This is a genomic window from Janthinobacterium sp. FT14W (assembly GCF_009208755.1).
Taxonomy (GTDB): Bacteria; Pseudomonadota; Gammaproteobacteria; order Burkholderiales; family Burkholderiaceae_D; genus Janthinobacterium; species Janthinobacterium violaceinigrum.
The window spans coordinates 116,127-132,928 of sequence record NZ_WFLL01000008.1; the positions used below are offsets into that span (position 1 = coordinate 116,127).

Annotated in this window: 13 protein-coding genes; 9 read left to right on the plus strand and 4 right to left on the minus strand. The window is 63.8% G+C overall.

Features of this window, described 5'->3' with window-relative positions; genetic code table 11:
* The first annotated feature begins 15 nt into the window (after positions 1–15).
* Both polA and GCN74_RS08295 read left to right on the plus strand, forming a co-directional pair.
* Positions 16–2,778, plus strand: coding sequence for a DNA polymerase I (gene polA, locus GCN74_RS08290; protein ID WP_152256217.1), 2,763 nt, complete (start codon positions 16–18; stop codon positions 2,776–2,778).
* Between the two features lie 28 nt (positions 2,779–2,806).
* Positions 2,807–3,691, plus strand: coding sequence for a dienelactone hydrolase family protein (locus GCN74_RS08295; RefSeq protein ID WP_152256218.1), 885 nt, complete (start codon positions 2,807–2,809; stop codon positions 3,689–3,691).
* A gap of 77 nt (positions 3,692–3,768) precedes the next feature.
* Here the strand turns inward: GCN74_RS08295 and GCN74_RS28690 are convergent, their stop codons facing one another.
* A complete protein-coding gene (locus GCN74_RS28690) occupies positions 3,769–4,026 on the minus strand; it encodes a hypothetical protein (protein WP_193317011.1) in 258 nt (85 codons plus the stop codon).
* On the opposite strand from GCN74_RS28690, the gene GCN74_RS08300 reads away from it, so the two are divergent.
* Both GCN74_RS08300 and GCN74_RS08305 read left to right on the plus strand, forming a co-directional pair.
* Positions 3,938–4,696, plus strand: coding sequence for a ZIP family metal transporter (locus tag GCN74_RS08300; RefSeq protein WP_052140365.1), 759 nt, complete (start codon positions 3,938–3,940; stop codon positions 4,694–4,696). The genes GCN74_RS28690 and GCN74_RS08300 overlap by 89 nt on opposite strands.
* 273 nt (positions 4,697–4,969) lie before the next feature.
* Positions 4,970–6,712 (plus strand): ABC-F family ATP-binding cassette domain-containing protein, encoded by a 1,743-nt coding sequence (locus GCN74_RS08305; RefSeq protein ID WP_152256219.1) that lies wholly within the window; start codon positions 4,970–4,972, stop codon positions 6,710–6,712.
* A 42-nt stretch (positions 6,713–6,754) separates the two neighbouring features.
* Here GCN74_RS08305 and GCN74_RS08310 read toward each other — a convergent pair whose 3' ends face one another.
* From GCN74_RS08310 to GCN74_RS08320, 3 genes are read right to left on the minus strand one after another with little or no spacing between them, the layout of a single operon-like run.
* On the minus strand, positions 6,755–7,606 hold the full coding sequence (locus GCN74_RS08310) for a sulfurtransferase (protein ID WP_152256256.1): 852 nt from the start codon (positions 7,604–7,606) through the stop codon (positions 6,755–6,757).
* Between the two features lie 12 nt (positions 7,607–7,618).
* Positions 7,619–8,542, minus strand: a complete 924-nt coding sequence (locus GCN74_RS08315; RefSeq protein ID WP_152256220.1) for a DMT family transporter — start codon at positions 8,540–8,542, stop codon at positions 7,619–7,621.
* A gap of 59 nt (positions 8,543–8,601) precedes the next feature.
* Positions 8,602–9,702, minus strand: a complete 1,101-nt coding sequence (locus GCN74_RS08320; protein WP_152256221.1) for an aromatic ring-hydroxylating oxygenase subunit alpha — start codon at positions 9,700–9,702, stop codon at positions 8,602–8,604.
* A gap of 407 nt (positions 9,703–10,109) precedes the next feature.
* Here GCN74_RS08320 and GCN74_RS08325 point away from each other — a divergent pair, with 407 nt between their 5' ends.
* From GCN74_RS08325 to GCN74_RS08345, 5 genes are all read left to right on the plus strand, one after another.
* On the plus strand, positions 10,110–10,361 hold the full coding sequence (locus tag GCN74_RS08325; RefSeq protein WP_152256222.1) for an exodeoxyribonuclease VII small subunit: 252 nt from the start codon (positions 10,110–10,112) through the stop codon (positions 10,359–10,361).
* An 8-nt stretch (positions 10,362–10,369) separates the two neighbouring features.
* On the plus strand, positions 10,370–11,269 hold the full coding sequence (locus tag GCN74_RS08330; RefSeq protein ID WP_152256223.1) for a polyprenyl synthetase family protein: 900 nt from the start codon (positions 10,370–10,372) through the stop codon (positions 11,267–11,269).
* Positions 11,270–13,141: a 1-deoxy-D-xylulose-5-phosphate synthase gene (dxs, locus tag GCN74_RS08335; RefSeq protein WP_152256224.1), complete on the plus strand. Its 1,872-nt coding sequence runs from the start codon at positions 11,270–11,272 to the stop codon at positions 13,139–13,141.
* A 158-nt stretch (positions 13,142–13,299) separates the two neighbouring features.
* Positions 13,300–15,408 (plus strand): FUSC family protein, encoded by a 2,109-nt coding sequence (locus GCN74_RS08340; RefSeq protein ID WP_226938934.1) that lies wholly within the window; start codon positions 13,300–13,302, stop codon positions 15,406–15,408.
* Positions 15,409–15,549: 141 nt separating this feature from the next.
* A complete protein-coding gene (locus GCN74_RS08345) occupies positions 15,550–16,635 on the plus strand; it encodes a cytochrome-c peroxidase (RefSeq protein WP_152256225.1) in 1,086 nt (361 codons plus the stop codon).
* The last annotated feature ends 167 nt before the right edge of the window (positions 16,636–16,802 follow it).

The window sequence follows — 16,802 nt, forward strand, 5'->3', positions numbered from 1 at the left end:
TATTTTATTGGCATTATGCAAAACACCCTGCTGTTAGTCGACGGTTCCAGTTACCTTTATCGTGCTTTCCATGCGCTGCCCGACCTGCGCAGCCCGGATGGCTATCCCACGGGCGCCATGCACGGCATGGTCAACATGCTGCGCCGCCTGCGCGCCGACTACCCGGCTGCCTACATCGCCTGCGTCTTCGATGCCAAGGGTAAAACTTTCCGCGACGACATGTACCCCGAGTACAAGGCCACGCGCGCCTCGATGCCGGACGACCTGCGCCTGCAGATCGAACCGATCCACGAAGCCGTGCGGGCCATGGGCTGGCCCATCCTGATGGTCGACGGCGTGGAAGCGGACGACGTGATCGGCACCCTGGCCGTGCAGGCGGCCGCCGCCGGCATGGACGTGGTGGTGTCGACGGGCGACAAGGACCTGGCGCAGCTGGTCAACAGCCAGGTGACCCTGATCAATACCATGAGCAATGAAAAGCTGGACGAGGCGGCCGTGCTGGCCAAGTTCGGCGTGCCGCCCAACCGCATCATCGATTATCTGTCGCTGATCGGCGATACGGTGGACAATGTGCCGGGCGTCTCGAAATGCGGCCCGAAAACGGCCGTCAAGTGGCTGACCTTGTATGACAGCCTGGAAGGCGTGATGGAAAACGCGGCCAATGTGGGCGGCGCCGTGGGCGAAAACCTGCGCACGGCCCTGCCTTGGCTGCCGCAGGCGCGCGCCTTGATCACCGTCAAGACCGATTGCGATCTGTCGCAGCACATGACGACGATCGCCGACTCGCTGGTGGCAAGACACGAAGACAAGGAAGCGCTGCTGGCCTTCTTCCAGCGCTACGGCTTCAAGGCCCTGCTGCGCGAACTGGGCGCGGCGCCGCCGCCGATGTCGCCCGTTGGGCCAGCGGCCGCCGCCGGTGCCTCCACCGCCAATACGACGGGCGACATGTTCGCCGATGCTGTGTCAGCCGTGGAAGCCGTGTATGAAACCGTGCTGACGGACGAGCAGCTCGATAAGTGGATCGCCCTGATCGATGCGGCGGCCCTGACGGCCGTCGACACGGAAACCACCTCGCTGGAACCGATGACGGCGCAGATGGTCGGTATTTCCCTGTCCGTGGCCGAGCACGCGGCCTGCTACATTCCGCTGACGCACGACTACGCGGGCGCGCCGGAACAGTTGTCGCGCGAACACGTGTTGGCGAAGTTGCGCCCGTGGCTGGAGGACGAAACGAAATCCAAGCTGGGGCAGAACCTGAAATACGACAGCCACATCTTCGCCAACCATGGCGTGACGTTGCGCGGCATCGCCCACGATACCCTGCTCGAATCGTATGTGTTCGAATCGCACAAGAAGCACGACATGGACAGTCTGGCCCTGCGCCACCTGAACTACACGACGATTCCGTTCGAGGACGTGTGCGGCAAGGGCGCCAAGCAGATCACGTTCAACCAGGTGGAAGTGGAGCAGGCGGCGAAGTACGCGGCCGAGGATGCGGACGTCACCTTGCGTTTGCACAATGCCATGTGGGGCAATGTGGCGAACGATGAGAAGCTGACTTTCATCTATGAAAAGATCGAGATGCCGACGGCCGTGGTCTTGCAAAAGATCGAGCGCAACGGCGTGCTGATCGACGACGAGCTGCTCAACATCCAGTCGGCCGAGCTGGCCGTCAAAATCCTCGAACTGGAAAAGAAGGCGTACGAACTGGCCGAGCAGCCATTCAACCTGGGTTCGCCCAAGCAGATCGGCGAAATTTTCTTTGAAAAATTGAAACTGCCGGTGGTCAAGAAGACCCCGACGGGCGCACCGTCGACGGATGAAGAAGTGCTGCAAAAGCTGGCCGAGGATTATCCGCTGCCCAAAGTGCTGCTCGAATACCGGGGCATGGCCAAGCTGAAGTCGACGTACACGGATAAATTGCCGAAGATGATCAACGTCACCACGGGCAGGGTGCACACGAACTATGCGCAAGCCGTGGCCGTCACGGGCCGTCTGGCGTCAAACGACCCGAACCTGCAGAATATTCCCATCCGCAGCGCGGAAGGCCGGCGCATCCGCGAAGCCTTCATTGCGCCGCCGGGCAGCCACATCGTTTCGGCCGACTATTCGCAGATCGAATTGCGCATCATGGCGCACATCTCGGGCGACGAAGCCATGCTGCGCGCGTTTGCCGACGGCATCGACATTCACCGCGCCACGGCCGCCGAGATCTTTGGCGTGCCGGCTGCGGAAGTGCAGAGCGAACAGCGCCGCTACGCCAAGGTCATCAACTTTGGTTTGATCTACGGCATGAGCGCATTCGGCCTGGCCGGTAACTTGGGTGTGGACCGCACGGCCGCGCAAAGCTATATCGACCGTTACTTTGCCCGTTTTTCCGGCGTGAAACAGTATATGGAAGACACGCGCCAGCAAGCGAAGGCGCGCGGCTACGTGGAAACCGTGTTCGGCCGCCGTTTGTGGCTGCCGGAAATCAATTCGCCGAACGGCCCCCGCCGCCAGGGCGCCGAACGGGCGGCCATCAACGCGCCCATGCAGGGCACGGCCGCCGACCTGATCAAGCTGGCCATGATTGCCGTGCAAGGCTGGCTGGAAACGGATGGCTTGCAGACGAAGATGATCATGCAGGTGCACGATGAACTGGTGCTGGAAGTGCCGGACGCCGAGCTGGAACTGGTCAAGCGCAAGCTGCCGGAACTGATGGCCGGCGTGGCCGCGCTGAAAGTGCCGCTGACGGCGGAAGTGGGCGTAGGCAAAAATTGGGACGAAGCGCATTAATTAAACGCAATACCTTCAGGAGAAACGCATGAGCGACATGATCACCGATTGTGAAAGTTTGCTGGGCCAGAGCAGCTTGTCCGGGCCCGATGGCCGGCGTGGTTTCCTGAAGGTGGCGCTGGGCACGGGCTTTGCCGTGGCCGTGCTGCCCGTGGCGGCGCAAAACGTCATCAAGACGGATTCCGCCGGGCTCGTCACGGCCAGCATATCCGTGATGGTCGATGGTCAGGCCGTGCCCGTGTATGCGGCCCAGCCGGAAGGCAAGACGGGCTTGCCCGTGGTGCTGGTTATTTCGGAAATCTTTGGCGTGCATGAACATATCGCCGACATGGCGCGCCGCTTCGCCAAGCAAGGCTATCTGGCGCTGGCGCCCGACCTGTTCGTGCGTCAGGGCGACCCCACCAAGGTGGGCAGCATTCCAGAGTTAATGAAGGGCATCATCGCCAAGACGCCCGATGCGCAAGTGATGACGGACCTCGATGCCGTGGTCGCATGGGCGAAACAGAATGGCGGCGACACGGGCCGCCTGGGCATCACGGGTTTCTGCTGGGGCGGCCGCATCACCTGGCTGTACGCGGCGCACAATCCCGCCGTCAAGGCGGGCGTGGCCTGGTATGGCCGCCTCGTGGGCGAACCGACCCCCTTGCAGCCGAGCAACCCCATCGATATCGCCGCCAGCTTGAAAGTGCCCGTGCTGGGCTTGTATGGCGGCAAGGATACGGGCATCAGCCAGGAATCGATCGGCAAGATGAAGGACGCGCTGGCCAAGGGCGGCAACAAGTCGGAATTCGTCGTCTACCCCGATGCGGGCCACGCCTTCAACGCCGATTACCGTCCCAGCTATGTGGCGGCCGATGCGAAAGACGGCTATGCGCGTTGCCTGGCCTGGTTCAAACGCCACGGCGTAGCGTGATCTGCAACAGAAAAAGAGCAAATTTTTCCATCAGTTGACGCGAAAGGCGCACCGGGCTGTAAAATGCCCGGTTCGCGTCAATGCAGTACAATTGCATCTTCACTGCGCCACGCTGCCGCCAAGCGCGCACAAGATTGAATAATAAGCAACACTATGCAGATCAAGCCAGACGCCAGCATCGCGGGCGCCCGTAGGCCGGCGCCATTTTGAGGTAAGAAAATCATCGATCCCGTCCTTATATCCATTTTGCTCGCGACCACGATCGCGGGCGTATTCAGCATTACCGCGGCGGCGATCTTTTCGTTTGCATTCTTGTCCAAAGTGGTCGAGCGCATGGTCAGCTTGTCCGTCGGCATCATGTTGTCGACGTCCCTGCTGCACGCCTTGCCCGAAGCATTCGAATCGCAGGCGGACCCGCGCAGCCTGTTCGCCACCCTGCTGGCAGGCTTGCTGGCCTTTTTCATGCTGGAAAAATTTGCGATTTTGCGCCATTCGCACCACCACGAAGGCGACGGCCACCACCACGCGCACGGCCACGACAAGCACGAAGCGGGCAAGGCCGGCTGGATGATCCTCGTGGGCGACGGCATGCACAACTTTACGGACGGCATTTTGATCGCCGCCGCCTTCCTGGCCGACCCGAAGCTGGGCCTGGTGACGGGCCTGGCCATCATCGCGCATGAAATCCCGCAGGAAATCGGCGACTTCATCGTGCTGCTCAATGCCGGCTTCTCGCGCCTGCGCGCGTATATTTTCAATCTGCTGTGCAGCCTGATGGCGGTGGCGGGCGGCCTGCTCGGCTATTTCACCCTGGACCGCGCCAGCAATCTGATTCCTTACGTGCTCGTGTTCGCCTCGTCCGGCTTCATCTACATTGCCCTGTCCGACCTGATGCCGCAGATGCAGCGCCGCGCCACCTTGCGCGAAACCATCCCGCAAGTGCTGCTGATCGCGCTGGGCGTGTGCATCGTGCTGTTCCTGACGCATAAACGCCACGGCGGTTGACGCGCGGCGGTGCCGCAGTGTCACTTGTGCTATATTGCCTTTCTGACTAACTTGCACAGAAAGGAGGAAAATATCATGGAAGAAAACTTGTTGCTCGCCGCATGGCGCGCACGCTCTTTAAGCGCATTTGCCAGCTCTTGCCCACGTTCTATCGCGCTGCGATAACCTGGCCAGAGCAAAGTTACCCTCCTAGACGAGTCCTTTCCTGGTACTCCGTTGTCGTTAGCGCTCCTGTTAACGCGGATGCTTGCATCCCGAACAAAGACAAGAGCCATGACTACCCTGATCTCGACACAAGCTTTACAACTCGATACCCACGACGGTTTCCTGTTCCATGAACTCGCCTTTACCTTGCGCCAGGGCGACCGCATCGGCCTGATCGGCCACAACGGCTGCGGCAAATCCACCTTGCTGGGGTTGCTCAGCGGCACGCGGGAAGCCACTGCCGGCGCCATCCACTATTCTCGTGCCTGCCGCTTGCAGCACGTGGAGCAGCACTTGCCGCCGGAACTTGCCAGCCTGAGCCTGTACGACGCCTTGCTGGCGCCCGTGCTGGAACAGCCCGAGCTGCATTGGCGGGTCGACAGCCTCTTGGCCGAGTTAGGCTTCGAGCACGAGACGGCGCAAGTGCCCGTGCACTCGCTGTCCGGCGGCCAGCATACGCGACTGCTGCTGGGGCGTGCCCTGCTGCAGGAGCCGAACGTGCTGCTGCTCGATGAGCCCAGCAATCATCTGGACTTGCCATCCCTGCTGTGGCTGGAGCAATTCCTGCTGGCCTGGCGCGGCGCCTTCATCCTCGTCTCGCACGACCAGCGCCTGCTCGACAACGTGGCCACGCGCAGCTGGATCTTGCGCGACCGCCGGCTCTACGATTTCGACTTGCCGTGCGGCCCCGCGCTGGCGGCGCTGGCCGAAGCCGATATTGCCGCCGCTGCCCGCCATGCGGCGGAACAGAAGGAAATCGACCGCCTGTCTGCCAGCAGCGCCCGCCTGGCCCTGTGGGGCCGCACCTATGACAATGAAGACCTGGCGCGCAAGGCCAAGACCATGCAGCGGCGCATCGACAAGTTGAAGGATGAGCAATCGTTCGTCAGCGATGGCGCACCCTGGCGCTTGAGTCTGCGCGGCAAGGCGCTGGCGGCCGACCAGCTGCTGGTGCTGGACGGGCTGGACGTGCGCGCCGTGCCCGCGTCTCCCGTGCTGTTCCAGGTCGGCCAGCTGTGGCTGAAACCGGGCGACCGGGTCGCCTTGCTGGGTGCCAACGGCAGCGGCAAGTCCTCGTTGCTGCGCTTGTGCTGGCAAGCCATCCAGGCGCAGGAAGAACGGACGGACTTGCGCTACCACAAGGCGGCAAACATCGGCTATTACGACCAGTCGCTCAAGCAACTGGCCGATACGGCCGACCTGTCCGACGCCCTGTATCCGTTTGCCGTGCAAAACGAAGCTGCGCGCAGCCAGGTGGCGCGCAAGCAGGCGTTAATCTCGGCCGGTTTCCCGTATGCGCGCCATGGCCAGACGGTGGCCACCCTGAGCGGCGGCGAGCGGGCGCGGCTGCTGTTCCTGGGGCTGTCGCTGGCCAGCTACCACTTGCTGCTGCTCGATGAACCCAGCAATCACCTGGACATGCAGGGTAAGGGGGAGCTGGGACAAGCGTTGCAGGGATTTGCGGGCGGCTGCCTGCTGGTATCGCACGACCGCGACCTGATCGAGACGGCCTGCAACCGCTTTTGGGTGGTGGCCGATGGCGGGCTGGAAGAGTGGCTTGATGCGGCCAGCGCGTATGCACGGCTGAGTCTTGAGGATGGGCAGGCGCCGGCGTCCGCGCCGCGCGTGGACACGGCTGCGCTTGCGCCAGCGCAAACCGACATCGACGTGCAGCTGGAACGCCTGTGCGAACTGGAGCAGTTGCTGGCGCAAGACCTGGCGAGAAAACCGCGCCACCAGAAGCCGGCCAGCCAGCAGGCGTGGCAGGCGGAACTGGAACGCTTGAATCAGTCGCTGGGGATAACGTCGTAGTTACCCACAAGTAAAAAGGCGGACCATCTGGTCCGCCTTTTTTTAACTGCCCGTCGCCACGGGCCTTGCCGGGTCGGCACACCATTCGCTCCACGAGCCCGGATACAGGGCCGCGCCGGGCAAGCCGGCCACTTCCAGGGCCAGCAGGTTGTGGCAAGCCGTCACGCCGGAGCCGCACTGCAGGATGGCCGCTTGCGGCGCGTCAAACAAGGGGCTGAAGTCGCGCCGCAGTTCCTCGGCGTTTTTAAAATGGCCATCCGCCTGCAGGTTATCCTTGAAGAAACGGTTTTTCGCGCCGGGGATATGGCCGCCCACGGGGTCGATGGTTTCGTTTTCGCCCCGGTAGCGGTCGGGCGCGCGCGCGTCGATCACGGTCAGCGCCTGTGTTTCCAGGTTGGCGATGACGTCCTGCACGGTGACCATGCGCGTCAGGCTGGTTTTTTCCGTGAGCTGGCCCGCCGCGCGGGGCGCCACGGGCGTGACCAGGGGCAAGCCTTGCGCCTGCCATGCGGCCAGGCCGCCGTCGAGCACGGCGACGGCCCCGTGGCCCACCCAGCGCAGCAGCCACCACAGGCGGGCGGCGAACATGCCGCCCTGGCCGTCATATGCCACCACTTGCGTGTCGTCATTGATGCCCCAGCCGCGCAAGGTGACCAGCAGGGTATTGCGGTCGGGCAGGGGATGCCGTCCCGTAAAGTCCGGGCCGCGCGCCGTCTTGGGGCCGGACAGGGCCGTGTCGATGTCGGCGAACTGCGCGTTCTGGATGTGGCCGGCGGCAAACGCATCGCTGCCGGCCGTGGGGTTGAGCAAGTCGTGGCGGCAATCGAGGATGACCCAGTTGCTGTCATTCACGTGGCTGGACAAATCATTGCTGTTGATCAAGGTCGTATACAAGGTCATGACTCCTTACACTTCGCTGGCGATGGGATCCGTGCGCGCGATGGCGGCGCCACGGGCCGTGTTGCGGGTATTGTAATAGGTTGCCGCGATGCCGGAAGCGAGAATGATGCCGATGCCGGCCCAGCCGTGCCAGTCGAACAGGTCGCCAAAGATCACCACGCCCCAGAAGCTGGAAAAGACGATGCCCGTGTACTGCAGATTCGCCACCACGAGGGTCTTGCCCAGGCGATAGGCGCGCGTCATGGCCATCTGCGCCATGGTGGCGCACAGGCCGATGGCGGCCAGCAAGCCGATGCCGTAGGCGCTCGTGTGCGCGTGCCAGGCGACGGGACCGCCGCCGGCGCTGGCCACGTGGCCGATCACGCCGGCGAGGAAATTGACGACCGAGAAATAGAACACGACCCGGTATTCGGGTTCGCCCAGCAAGCCCAGCTTGCGGACCTGCAGGTAGGCGAGGGCCGACAGCATGCCGGAAATCAGGGCCGTGATGGCGCCAGCCGCCTGGTCCGTCTCGAACACGGGTTGCAGCAGCAGGGTCACGCCGACAAAGCTCATGGCGATGGCCGCCGCCAGCGGCCATTCGACCTGTTTCATGCCTTTCCACCAGCCGCCCGCCAGCAGGATCACGGCGATCCAGATGGGCGCCATGTAATTGAGCGTCATGGCCGTGGCCAGCGGCAGGATGGCGATCGCGTAAAACCACAGCCACAGGGCGATCACGCCCACCACGCCGCGCCACAGATGCTGGCCCGGCATCGTGGTTTTAAAGCTGCCGCCTTGGTAGAGGATGGTGCAGCTCATGACGGCCATGCCGATGATGCCGCGATACATGACGATTTCGGACGTCGAATACATCTCCGACGCCAGCTTGACGCACACGCCCATGATGGCGAACATAAAACTGGCAAACAGCATCCACAACGATTGCATTGGATTCCTGGGTAATGAGAGGATAAAAAAAGGGCCGCGTCATGCGGCCCTTCTGCGAATTACAGTTCGATATTGCTGCGGTACCATTCGTGGAAGTGCTGCATGCCATCTTCCATCGGCGACTGGTAAGGGCCCACTTCGCTCACGCCGCGCGCCATCAGGGCCTTGCGGCCCGCATCCATGCGCTGGGCGATTTCATCGTCCTCGACGCAGGTTTCCATGTAGGCTGCCCGTTCGGCCTCGACGAAGTCGCGCTCGAACAGCACGATTTCCTCTGGGTAATAGAACTCCACCACGTTGCGCGTCTTTTGCGGGCCATCGGGCCACAGGGTCGAGACGACGAGCACGTGCGGATACCATTCGACCATGATGTTCGGATACAGGGTCAGCCAGATGGCGCCATACGGCGGCGCTTCGCCGCCGCGGAATTGCAGCACCTGTTCCTGCCATTTCTTGTAGGCAGGCGAACCGGCTTGCTGCAGGCCCCGGTGCACGCCCACCGTTTGCACGCTGTAATCCTTGCCGAATTCCCAGCGCAGGTCGTCGCAGCTGACGAAGCTGCCCAGGCCCGGGTGGAACGGCTCCACGTGATAGTCTTCCAGATAGACTTCGATGAAGGTTTTCCAGTTGTAGTCGCACTCGTGGATTTCCACGTGGTCGAACATGTAGCCGGAAAAATCGAGGTCTTTCGAGACGGACAAATCTTTCAATTTTTCCATCACGTTGTAGCCGTTCTGCTCGAACAGCAAGCCATTCCAGCTTTGCAGCGGCGTTTTCGACAGGTTCAGGCACGGCGTCTCGGGGAAGTGCGGCGCGCCGATCAATTCACCCTTGAGGTCGTAGGTCCAGCGGTGCAGCGGGCACACGATATTATTGGCATTGCCGCGGCCGTTGAACATCAGCGCCTGCCGGTGGCGGCAGACGTTGGACAGCACTTCGATGCCATTGGCGTTGCGCACGAGCATGCGCCCTTCGTTCTCAGACGCCAGGGTCGCAAAATCGCCGGTTTCCGGCACCATCAGCTCATGCCCGACATAGCGCGGGCCGGCCTGGAACAATTGTTGCATTTCACGCTGCAACAGCGTTTCGTCAAAATAGACGTGGACCGGAAGTTGCGCGTTTGAGCGCGCCAGCTTGGCGTGAGTAGCCAGATCGGACATCCCAACCCCCCATAAATGTACAACGGTCAGCAGTGCCCCAGGCCATTCCCTGGACAACCGCTACAGAGAGAAAGAATCCGCAAAGACCTGAATTCAAATTTGTTGAAACGGTATTTCGGACAGAACCGGCGATTATAGCGCGTATCGGCCTCGGCATTGCCAAAACCCCCCGGTAAATACGGCACTTTAATGAGAAACATTGTCATTTACCATGCAATTTCGGGCCGATGGGGGCGATTGCGCTAAAATTTACTGCCAAGCTGGCAACGTCTTCTCCTTTGAGCACGCCGATTGCGCTTTAGTTTTCACTTAATAGTGTGGTTTGTTCTAAAATAACGCTTCTATGCTGGCCGGGAGTCCCCGGCGTCTCCCACCAAGCCCCTCGTGCCACGAAGAGATCTGAGTCTATGTCGAAGAAAATAACTGCCGCTGCCGCAGCGCCGGCCTCGTTTGAAGAGGCAATGGCGGAACTGGCGCAGCTGGTAACGCAAATGGAAGCGGGCCAGTTGCCGCTGGAAGCATCGGTCGCGGCGTACCAGCGCGGCTCGGAACTGGTCAAGTATTGCGCAACCCAGCTCGACAGTGTCGAAGCGCAGGTGAAAGTACTGGAAGGCGACATGTTGAAACCGTTCGTGGATGCCGGCGAGGCCGCGCAATGATGGCCAGCATGCAACAAGACAGCGTGACCTTCGGCGACTGGATGCAGAGCACCCAGTCCGGCGTGGAAAGCCGGCTCGACCAGTTCCTGCCGGCGGCGGACGCCGTGCCGCACAAGCTGCACGCAGCCATGCGGTACGCGCTCCTGGGCGGCGGCAAGCGCGTGCGCCCGCTGCTGGTGATGGCGGCCGGCGAATTGTTCGACGCCGACCAGGACACCCTGGCGCGCGCCGCTTGCGCACTGGAAATGATTCACGTGTATTCGCTCGTGCATGACGACATGCCGTGCATGGATGACGATGCCTTGCGCCGTGGCAAGCCCACCGTGCACATCGCCTACGATGAAGCGACGGCCCTGCTGGTGGGCGACGCGCTGCAATCGCAGGCGTTCATGCTGCTGGCCGACGGCGCGGCGATTCCTCCCGCGCGGCAAATGGCCATGATCAAGCTGCTGGCGCACGCCTCCGGTTCGGCCGGCATGTGCGGCGGCCAGGCAATCGACCTCGACAGTGTGGGCCTGGCCTTGAGCCTGCCGCAACTGGAACAGATGCATCAGCTGAAAACGGGCGCCTTGCTGCGCGCGGCCGTGATCCTCGGCGCGCTGGCGGGCAAGGAGCTGGCGCCGGACGACATGACGGCGCTGAACGCGTATGCGCGCGCCGTCGGGCTGGCGTTCCAGGTGGTCGACGATGTGCTCGACGCGACGGCCGATTCGGCCACCCTGGGCAAGACGGCGGGCAAGGATGCGGCCGCCAACAAGCCCACCTACGTATCGATACTGGGGCTGGAACCATCGAAAGCCCTGGCAGAACAATTGCGGTGCGACGCCCATGCGGCGCTGGCGCCATTCGGGGACAAGGCACGCCGTCTGCGCGAGCTGGCAGACCTGGTCGTGCAGCGGAAGGCATAAATGAAACTGTTAGAAACCATCAATGAACCAGCGCAAGTGCGCAAGCTGGCCCGCTCGCAACTGGTGCCGCTGGCGCAGGAATTGCGCAGCTTCCTGCTCGACTCCGTTTCCAAGACGGGCGGCCACCTGTCGTCCAACCTGGGCACGGTCGAGCTGACCGTCGCGCTGCACTACGTGTTCAACACGCCGCATGACCGCATCGTGTGGGACGTGGGCCACCAGACCTACTCGCACAAGATCCTCACGGGCCGCCGCGGGCGCATGCACACCCTGCGCCAGAAGGACGGCATTTCCGGCTTCCCGAAGCGCGACGAAAGCGAATACGACACGTTCGGCACGGCGCACTCGTCGACATCGATCTCGGCTGCGCTGGGCATGGCGCAGGCCGCCAAGATCAAGGGCGACCCGCTGCACGCGATCGCCGTCATCGGCGACGGTTCGATGACGGCCGGCATGGCTTTCGAGGCGATGAACAATGCGGGCGTGCAGGAAGACGTCAACCTGCTGGTGATTCTGAACGACAACGACATGTCGATCTCGCCGCCCGTGGGCGCGCTGAACCGCCACCTGGCGCGACTGATGTCGGGCCAGTTCTATGCTGCCGCGAAAAACGTGGGCAAGTCCGTCTTGCCCGGCCCCGTGCTGGAATTGGCGAAGCGCTTTGAAGAGCACGCCAAGGGCATGGTCGTGCCCGCCACCATGTTCGAGGAATTCGGTTTCAACTACATCGGCCCCATCGACGGCCACGACCTCGATTCGCTGATCCCGACCTTGCAAAACATCAAGCAATTGAAGGGTCCGCAATTCCTGCACGTGGTGACCAAAAAAGGCCAGGGCTACAAGCTGGCCGAAGCGGAACCGATCCTGTACCACGGCACGGGCAAGTTCAACCCGGCAGAGGGCATCAAGCCGGCCACGGCGCCCGCCAAGATGACGTACACGGAAGTGTTCGGCAATTGGCTGTGCGACATGGCCGCGCACGACAAGCGCCTGGTGGGCATCACGCCCGCCATGCGCGAAGGCTCGGGCATGGTCAAGTTCGAACAGAAGTTCCCGGCCCGCTACTTTGACGTGGGCATTGCCGAACAGCATTCCGTGACCTTCGGCGCGGGCCTGGCCTGCGAAGGCTTGAAACCCGTCGTGGCCATCTATTCCACCTTCCTGCAGCGCGCCTACGATCAGCTGATCCACGACGTGGCCCTGCAAAACCTGGACGTGACGTTCGCGCTGGACCGCGCGGGCCTGGTGGGAGCCGATGGCGCCACGCACGCGGGCAACTACGACATGGCGTTTTTGCGCTGCATCCCGAACATGGTCATCATGGCCGCGTCCGACGAAAACGAATGCCGGCAGATGCTGACGACGGGTTACCACTACCCGGGTCCGGCCGCCATCCGCTATCCGCGCGGCGCCGGCGCCGGCGCGGTCATCGTGCCGGAACTGACCAGCATCGAGATCGGTAAGGGCGAACTCAAGCGCCAAGGCAAGCGCATCGCCATCCTGGCCTTCGGTTCGATGGTGGCGACTAGCGTGGCGGCGGGCGACAAGCTGGACGCGACGGTGGCCAACATGCGCTTCGTCAAGCCGCTCGACGTGGCGCTGGTAAAACAGCTTGCTGCCGAGCACGATTACCTGGTGACGGTGGAAGAGGGCTGCATCATGGGCGGCGCCGGTTCGGCCGTGGCCGAGGCCCTGGCGGCCGAGGGCATCGTCAAGCCGATCCTGATGCTGGGCTTGCCCGACACCTTCATCGACCATGGCGACCCCGTGCAGTTGCTGAAAGGCGTGGGCCTGGACGCCGCCGGCATCGCCGCCTCGATCGAGCAGCGCTTTGGCGGCACGCAGCCGCCGCGCCTGGCAGCTGTCAGCTAAGCTGGTTTGCATACGGAAAAGCGACACCGAGGTGTCGCTTTTTTTTCGCCCGCGGAGATTTTACGCTGCACTGCAACATTCTTTGCCCGGGAATGCTACGATGACGCTTTGATACCTTCTCAAAGTCCACCTTGCACTTCAGGAAACTTCACCGCCGTGTGCGCGCACTGGCCGGCCGCTGGCTGGCGGGCATGCACGCCTACACCGATACCCTGGCGCAGCGCCGCCCCCTGTGGATGGTCACCCTGGCCATCGATGAAACGAACCTGTCCGAAGGCTTGCGGGCCGCCTGCGCCTCGAGCGCCATGCTGCTGCTGGGCTTGCTGTTCGACCACCCTGATTTTTCCTGGGCCGCCATCGGCGCCTTCTGGACTTGCCTGGCCGACGCGGCGGGCACGCGGCGTATGCGTTTCGTCTCGATGGTGGGCTTCGGCTTGCTGTCCACCGTGGCTGGCGGCCTGACGGCGCTGGCGGCCGGCCACGGCATGGCGGCGGCCGCCATTGCCGTGCTGCTGTTTTCCTGGGCCGGCGCGCTGGCGCGCATCTGGGGCGCGGCCACGGCGCAAGTGGCCATCCTGGCGGCCACCGCCTGCGTGGTGATGGTCACGCATCCGCTGGCATCGATGACGCAGACGGCGCCTTTCCTGGGCCTGTACATGTTCGGCTGCCTGTTTGCCACCGTGCTCAGTTTTACGGTCTGGCGCATCCACCCGTTCGGCCCCAGCAGGCGCGCCATCCGCGCCGCGTATTCGCGCCTGGCCGGCATCGCGCGCGACAATGCGCGCTTCCTGGAACAGGGCCCGGCATTGCCGGACGCGGCCGCGCATGGCGCCAGCTACCGTTCGCAGGCGCGCGCCGCACTGGAAGCGGCGCGCGTGGCGCTGGCCGCCGTGCCGCCCGCGCGCGCGGGCCGCAGCGCTCTGTACGACAACCTGTTGCTGGCGCTCAGCGACGCCGAGCGCATCTTCGCCTATCTGATTGCCGTCACGCATACGTGCGAGCGCGAGCAGCAGCGCCTGCGCCGGGACCCGCGCGCGCGGCGCAGCCTGGAAGTGATGGCCGTGCTGCTGCGCCGCCTGGGGCAAGCCGTGCAGCGCCAGCCGGAAACGCCGCCCCTGCTGCTGCAGCGGCGCCTGGCCGCCTGCGGACGGCGCCTGGAAGCGGCGCTGGGCGCCTTGCTGCCGCTGCGCCTGAACGTGGAATTCATGGAACTGGGCTTGCCGCGCGCGACGCAGCTGCCGTGGCGCGAGGCGGCTTTCCTGGTACTGGGGCAGGCGTGGCAAACGGCGAAAGTCAACGCCACGCCGCAGTCGCTGAGCTGGCGCCATGCGGCGCGCGTGTCGCTGGCGACGACGGCCGGCTTCCTGCTGGTCGAAGCCTTGCACATTCCCTTCGGCTACTGGGCCACCATGGCGACCTTGCTGATCCTGCAGCCGTCCGTGTCGACCACCTGGCCGCGCGGCATCGAGCGGGTGGCGGGCAGCGTGCTGGGCGCCGTGCTGGCCGTGCTGATCGGCCTGGCCGTTCACACCCCGCTGGCGATCTCGCTCGTGGTGTTTCCCCTGATCGTCGCCACCATGGCCTTGCGCCGCGTCAGCTACAGCCTGCACGTGCTGTTCATGACGCCCGCCTTCGTGCTGGTGGCCGACTATGCGGCGCCGGCCAGCGAGATGGTGTATGCCGCTAGCCGCCTGGGCAACAATGTGCTGGGCTGCGTGCTGGCCCTGCTGGCCACGTTCTTCCTGTGGCCCGACCGCGAGGCGGACGACCTGGACCAGCGCCTGGCCAAGGCCGTGTCGGCCAACCTGAAATACCTGCTGGCCGTGCTGGCGGCGGGCGGACGGTGGGATAGCGCGATCGCCCGTCTGCGCCGCGAGGCGGGACTGGCCAGCAATAATGCGGAACAGGTGCTGCAGCGCCTGCGCATCGAACGCCGCCTGGACCGCAGCAGCGGCGTGGGCCTGGCGGCGCTGCGCACCTTGCCGCTGCTGCGCCGCGTGGCGGGCAGCACGGCGCGCATCAGCCTCAGCCCCCAGGCCGAACCGGCCACGCCTCAGCTGCAGCAATGGATTGCCGAAGTCAGCGGGGAAATCGACGCGCTGCTGCGCGGCGCGGCGGACGTTCCGGCGCCCGGCCCCTGCGCGGCCGAGGGCTTGACCGCCCTGCAAGCGGACGCGGTGGCGCAGGTGCAGCTGCTGCGCGGCTTGCTGCGCGACCATGTGCAGGCGCAGGAAACGCAGGGAAAATTGACGCAGGTCGCCAAATAGCTACTGCCTGTCCCCTTTCGCTTTGTCGCTGCCAAGCTTGATGGTTATCATTTGTCGATGCCAGCGTACAAAACAGGAATGAGCGACGTGTATAGATTTGCAGCAGGAAAGACCAGATGGGCGGCCGCAGCGCTGCTGGCCATGACAGCGGGATTGCCGGCAGGAGGGGATGCGGCGGCGCGCGAGGCCAGCCCTGCCGCTTGCGCCACGCCGGATGGCTGGAATCTTGCCTGTCTGCGCCAGATGTATGCGCAGCCCATCGCCAGCTGGCCCCGTCCGCAGGTGGCCGACGGCGTCGCGCCGCAGGAAATGGCGCCCGTCTCGGCCCTGCCGCCGGCGCAGGTGGCGCCGCAGGTGGCGGCGCTGGGACAGCGGCTGTTCAACGACCCCCGCTTGTCGCGTTCGAACGGGGTGGCCTGCATCAGCTGCCACAGTCCCGCCCACAGTTTTGCCGACAGCAAGCGCGTTTCCGTCGGCCATGCAGGGCGGCTGGGCCAGCGCAATGCGCCGGGCTTGCTGGGCGTGGGCCAGCTCAAGCCGCTGTTCTGGGATGGCCGCGCGGATACCCTGGAAGAGCAGGCGCTGGGGCCCTTGCAGCATCCGGACGAGATGGCCATGGACGTGCCGGCCCTGGCGGCCAAGCTGGCCGCGCTCGATGACTATCCGGCGCAATTCGACGCCGCCTTCGGCCCGGGCGCCGGCGTGACCCTGCCGCGCATCCTGACGGCGCTGGCCGATTACCAGCGCACGCTGCTGCCGCCCGTCACGCGCTTCGATACCTTCCTGGAAGGCCGGCGCGCCGACTTGAACGAGCGCGAGCTGCTGGGCCTGCATCTGTTCCGCACCAAGGCGCGCTGCATGACCTGCCACAGCGGCGCCTTGCTGACGGACCAGCAATTCCATAACCTGGGATTGACGTATTACGGGCGCAAGAAATATGAAGACCTGGGGCGCTACCTGGTGACGGGCAAGGATGAGGACGTGGGCAAGTTCCGCACGCCCGGTTTGCGGGGCGTGGCGCAATCGGGGCCGTGGATGCACAACGGCCTGTTCCCGCAGATGGTGGGTTTGCTGAACATGTACAACGCGGGCATGTCGCGCCCCGTGCCGCAGAATGCGCAGCAGGCGGCCGATCCGAAATTCCCCGTCACGTCGCCCCTGTTGCAGCGCTTGCAGCTGACGTCCGATGAAATCATCGCGCTGAAGAGTTTTCTCGAAGTGCTATAGCCTGCCATGGCCGCTCGGCCGGCTGCGCCCGCAGCCGGCCTTTTTCTGCTTGCGGCGCCGATATTGTATAGACGTTTGGCGCCTCCCAATCTCTCCAAATTCCACATTCGATGGGCTTTCCCCATATATTTTCCAAAGTGTAAATTTATCGGAAGGAAACGTTGACT

Excerpts from the sequence above, each read along its gene's own strand:
- polA (WP_152256217.1), top strand. The coding sequence starts at position 16 with ATGCAAAACACCCTGCTGTTAGTCGACGGTTCCAGTTACCTTTATCGT.
- GCN74_RS08295 (WP_152256218.1), top strand. The coding sequence starts at position 2,807 with ATGAGCGACATGATCACCGATTGTGAAAGTTTGCTGGGCCAGAGCAGC.
- GCN74_RS28690 (WP_193317011.1), bottom strand. The coding sequence starts at position 4,026 with ATGCGCTCGACCACTTTGGACAAGAATGCAAACGAAAAGATCGCCGCC.
- GCN74_RS08305 (WP_152256219.1), top strand. The coding sequence starts at position 4,970 with ATGACTACCCTGATCTCGACACAAGCTTTACAACTCGATACCCACGAC.
- GCN74_RS08315 (WP_152256220.1), bottom strand. The coding sequence starts at position 8,542 with ATGCAATCGTTGTGGATGCTGTTTGCCAGTTTTATGTTCGCCATCATG.
- GCN74_RS08320 (WP_152256221.1), bottom strand. The coding sequence starts at position 9,702 with ATGTCCGATCTGGCTACTCACGCCAAGCTGGCGCGCTCAAACGCGCAA.
- GCN74_RS08325 (WP_152256222.1), top strand. The coding sequence starts at position 10,110 with ATGTCGAAGAAAATAACTGCCGCTGCCGCAGCGCCGGCCTCGTTTGAA.
- GCN74_RS08330 (WP_152256223.1), top strand. The coding sequence starts at position 10,370 with ATGCAACAAGACAGCGTGACCTTCGGCGACTGGATGCAGAGCACCCAG.
- dxs (WP_152256224.1), top strand. The coding sequence starts at position 11,270 with ATGAAACTGTTAGAAACCATCAATGAACCAGCGCAAGTGCGCAAGCTG.
- GCN74_RS08345 (WP_152256225.1), top strand. The coding sequence starts at position 15,550 with ATGACAGCGGGATTGCCGGCAGGAGGGGATGCGGCGGCGCGCGAGGCC.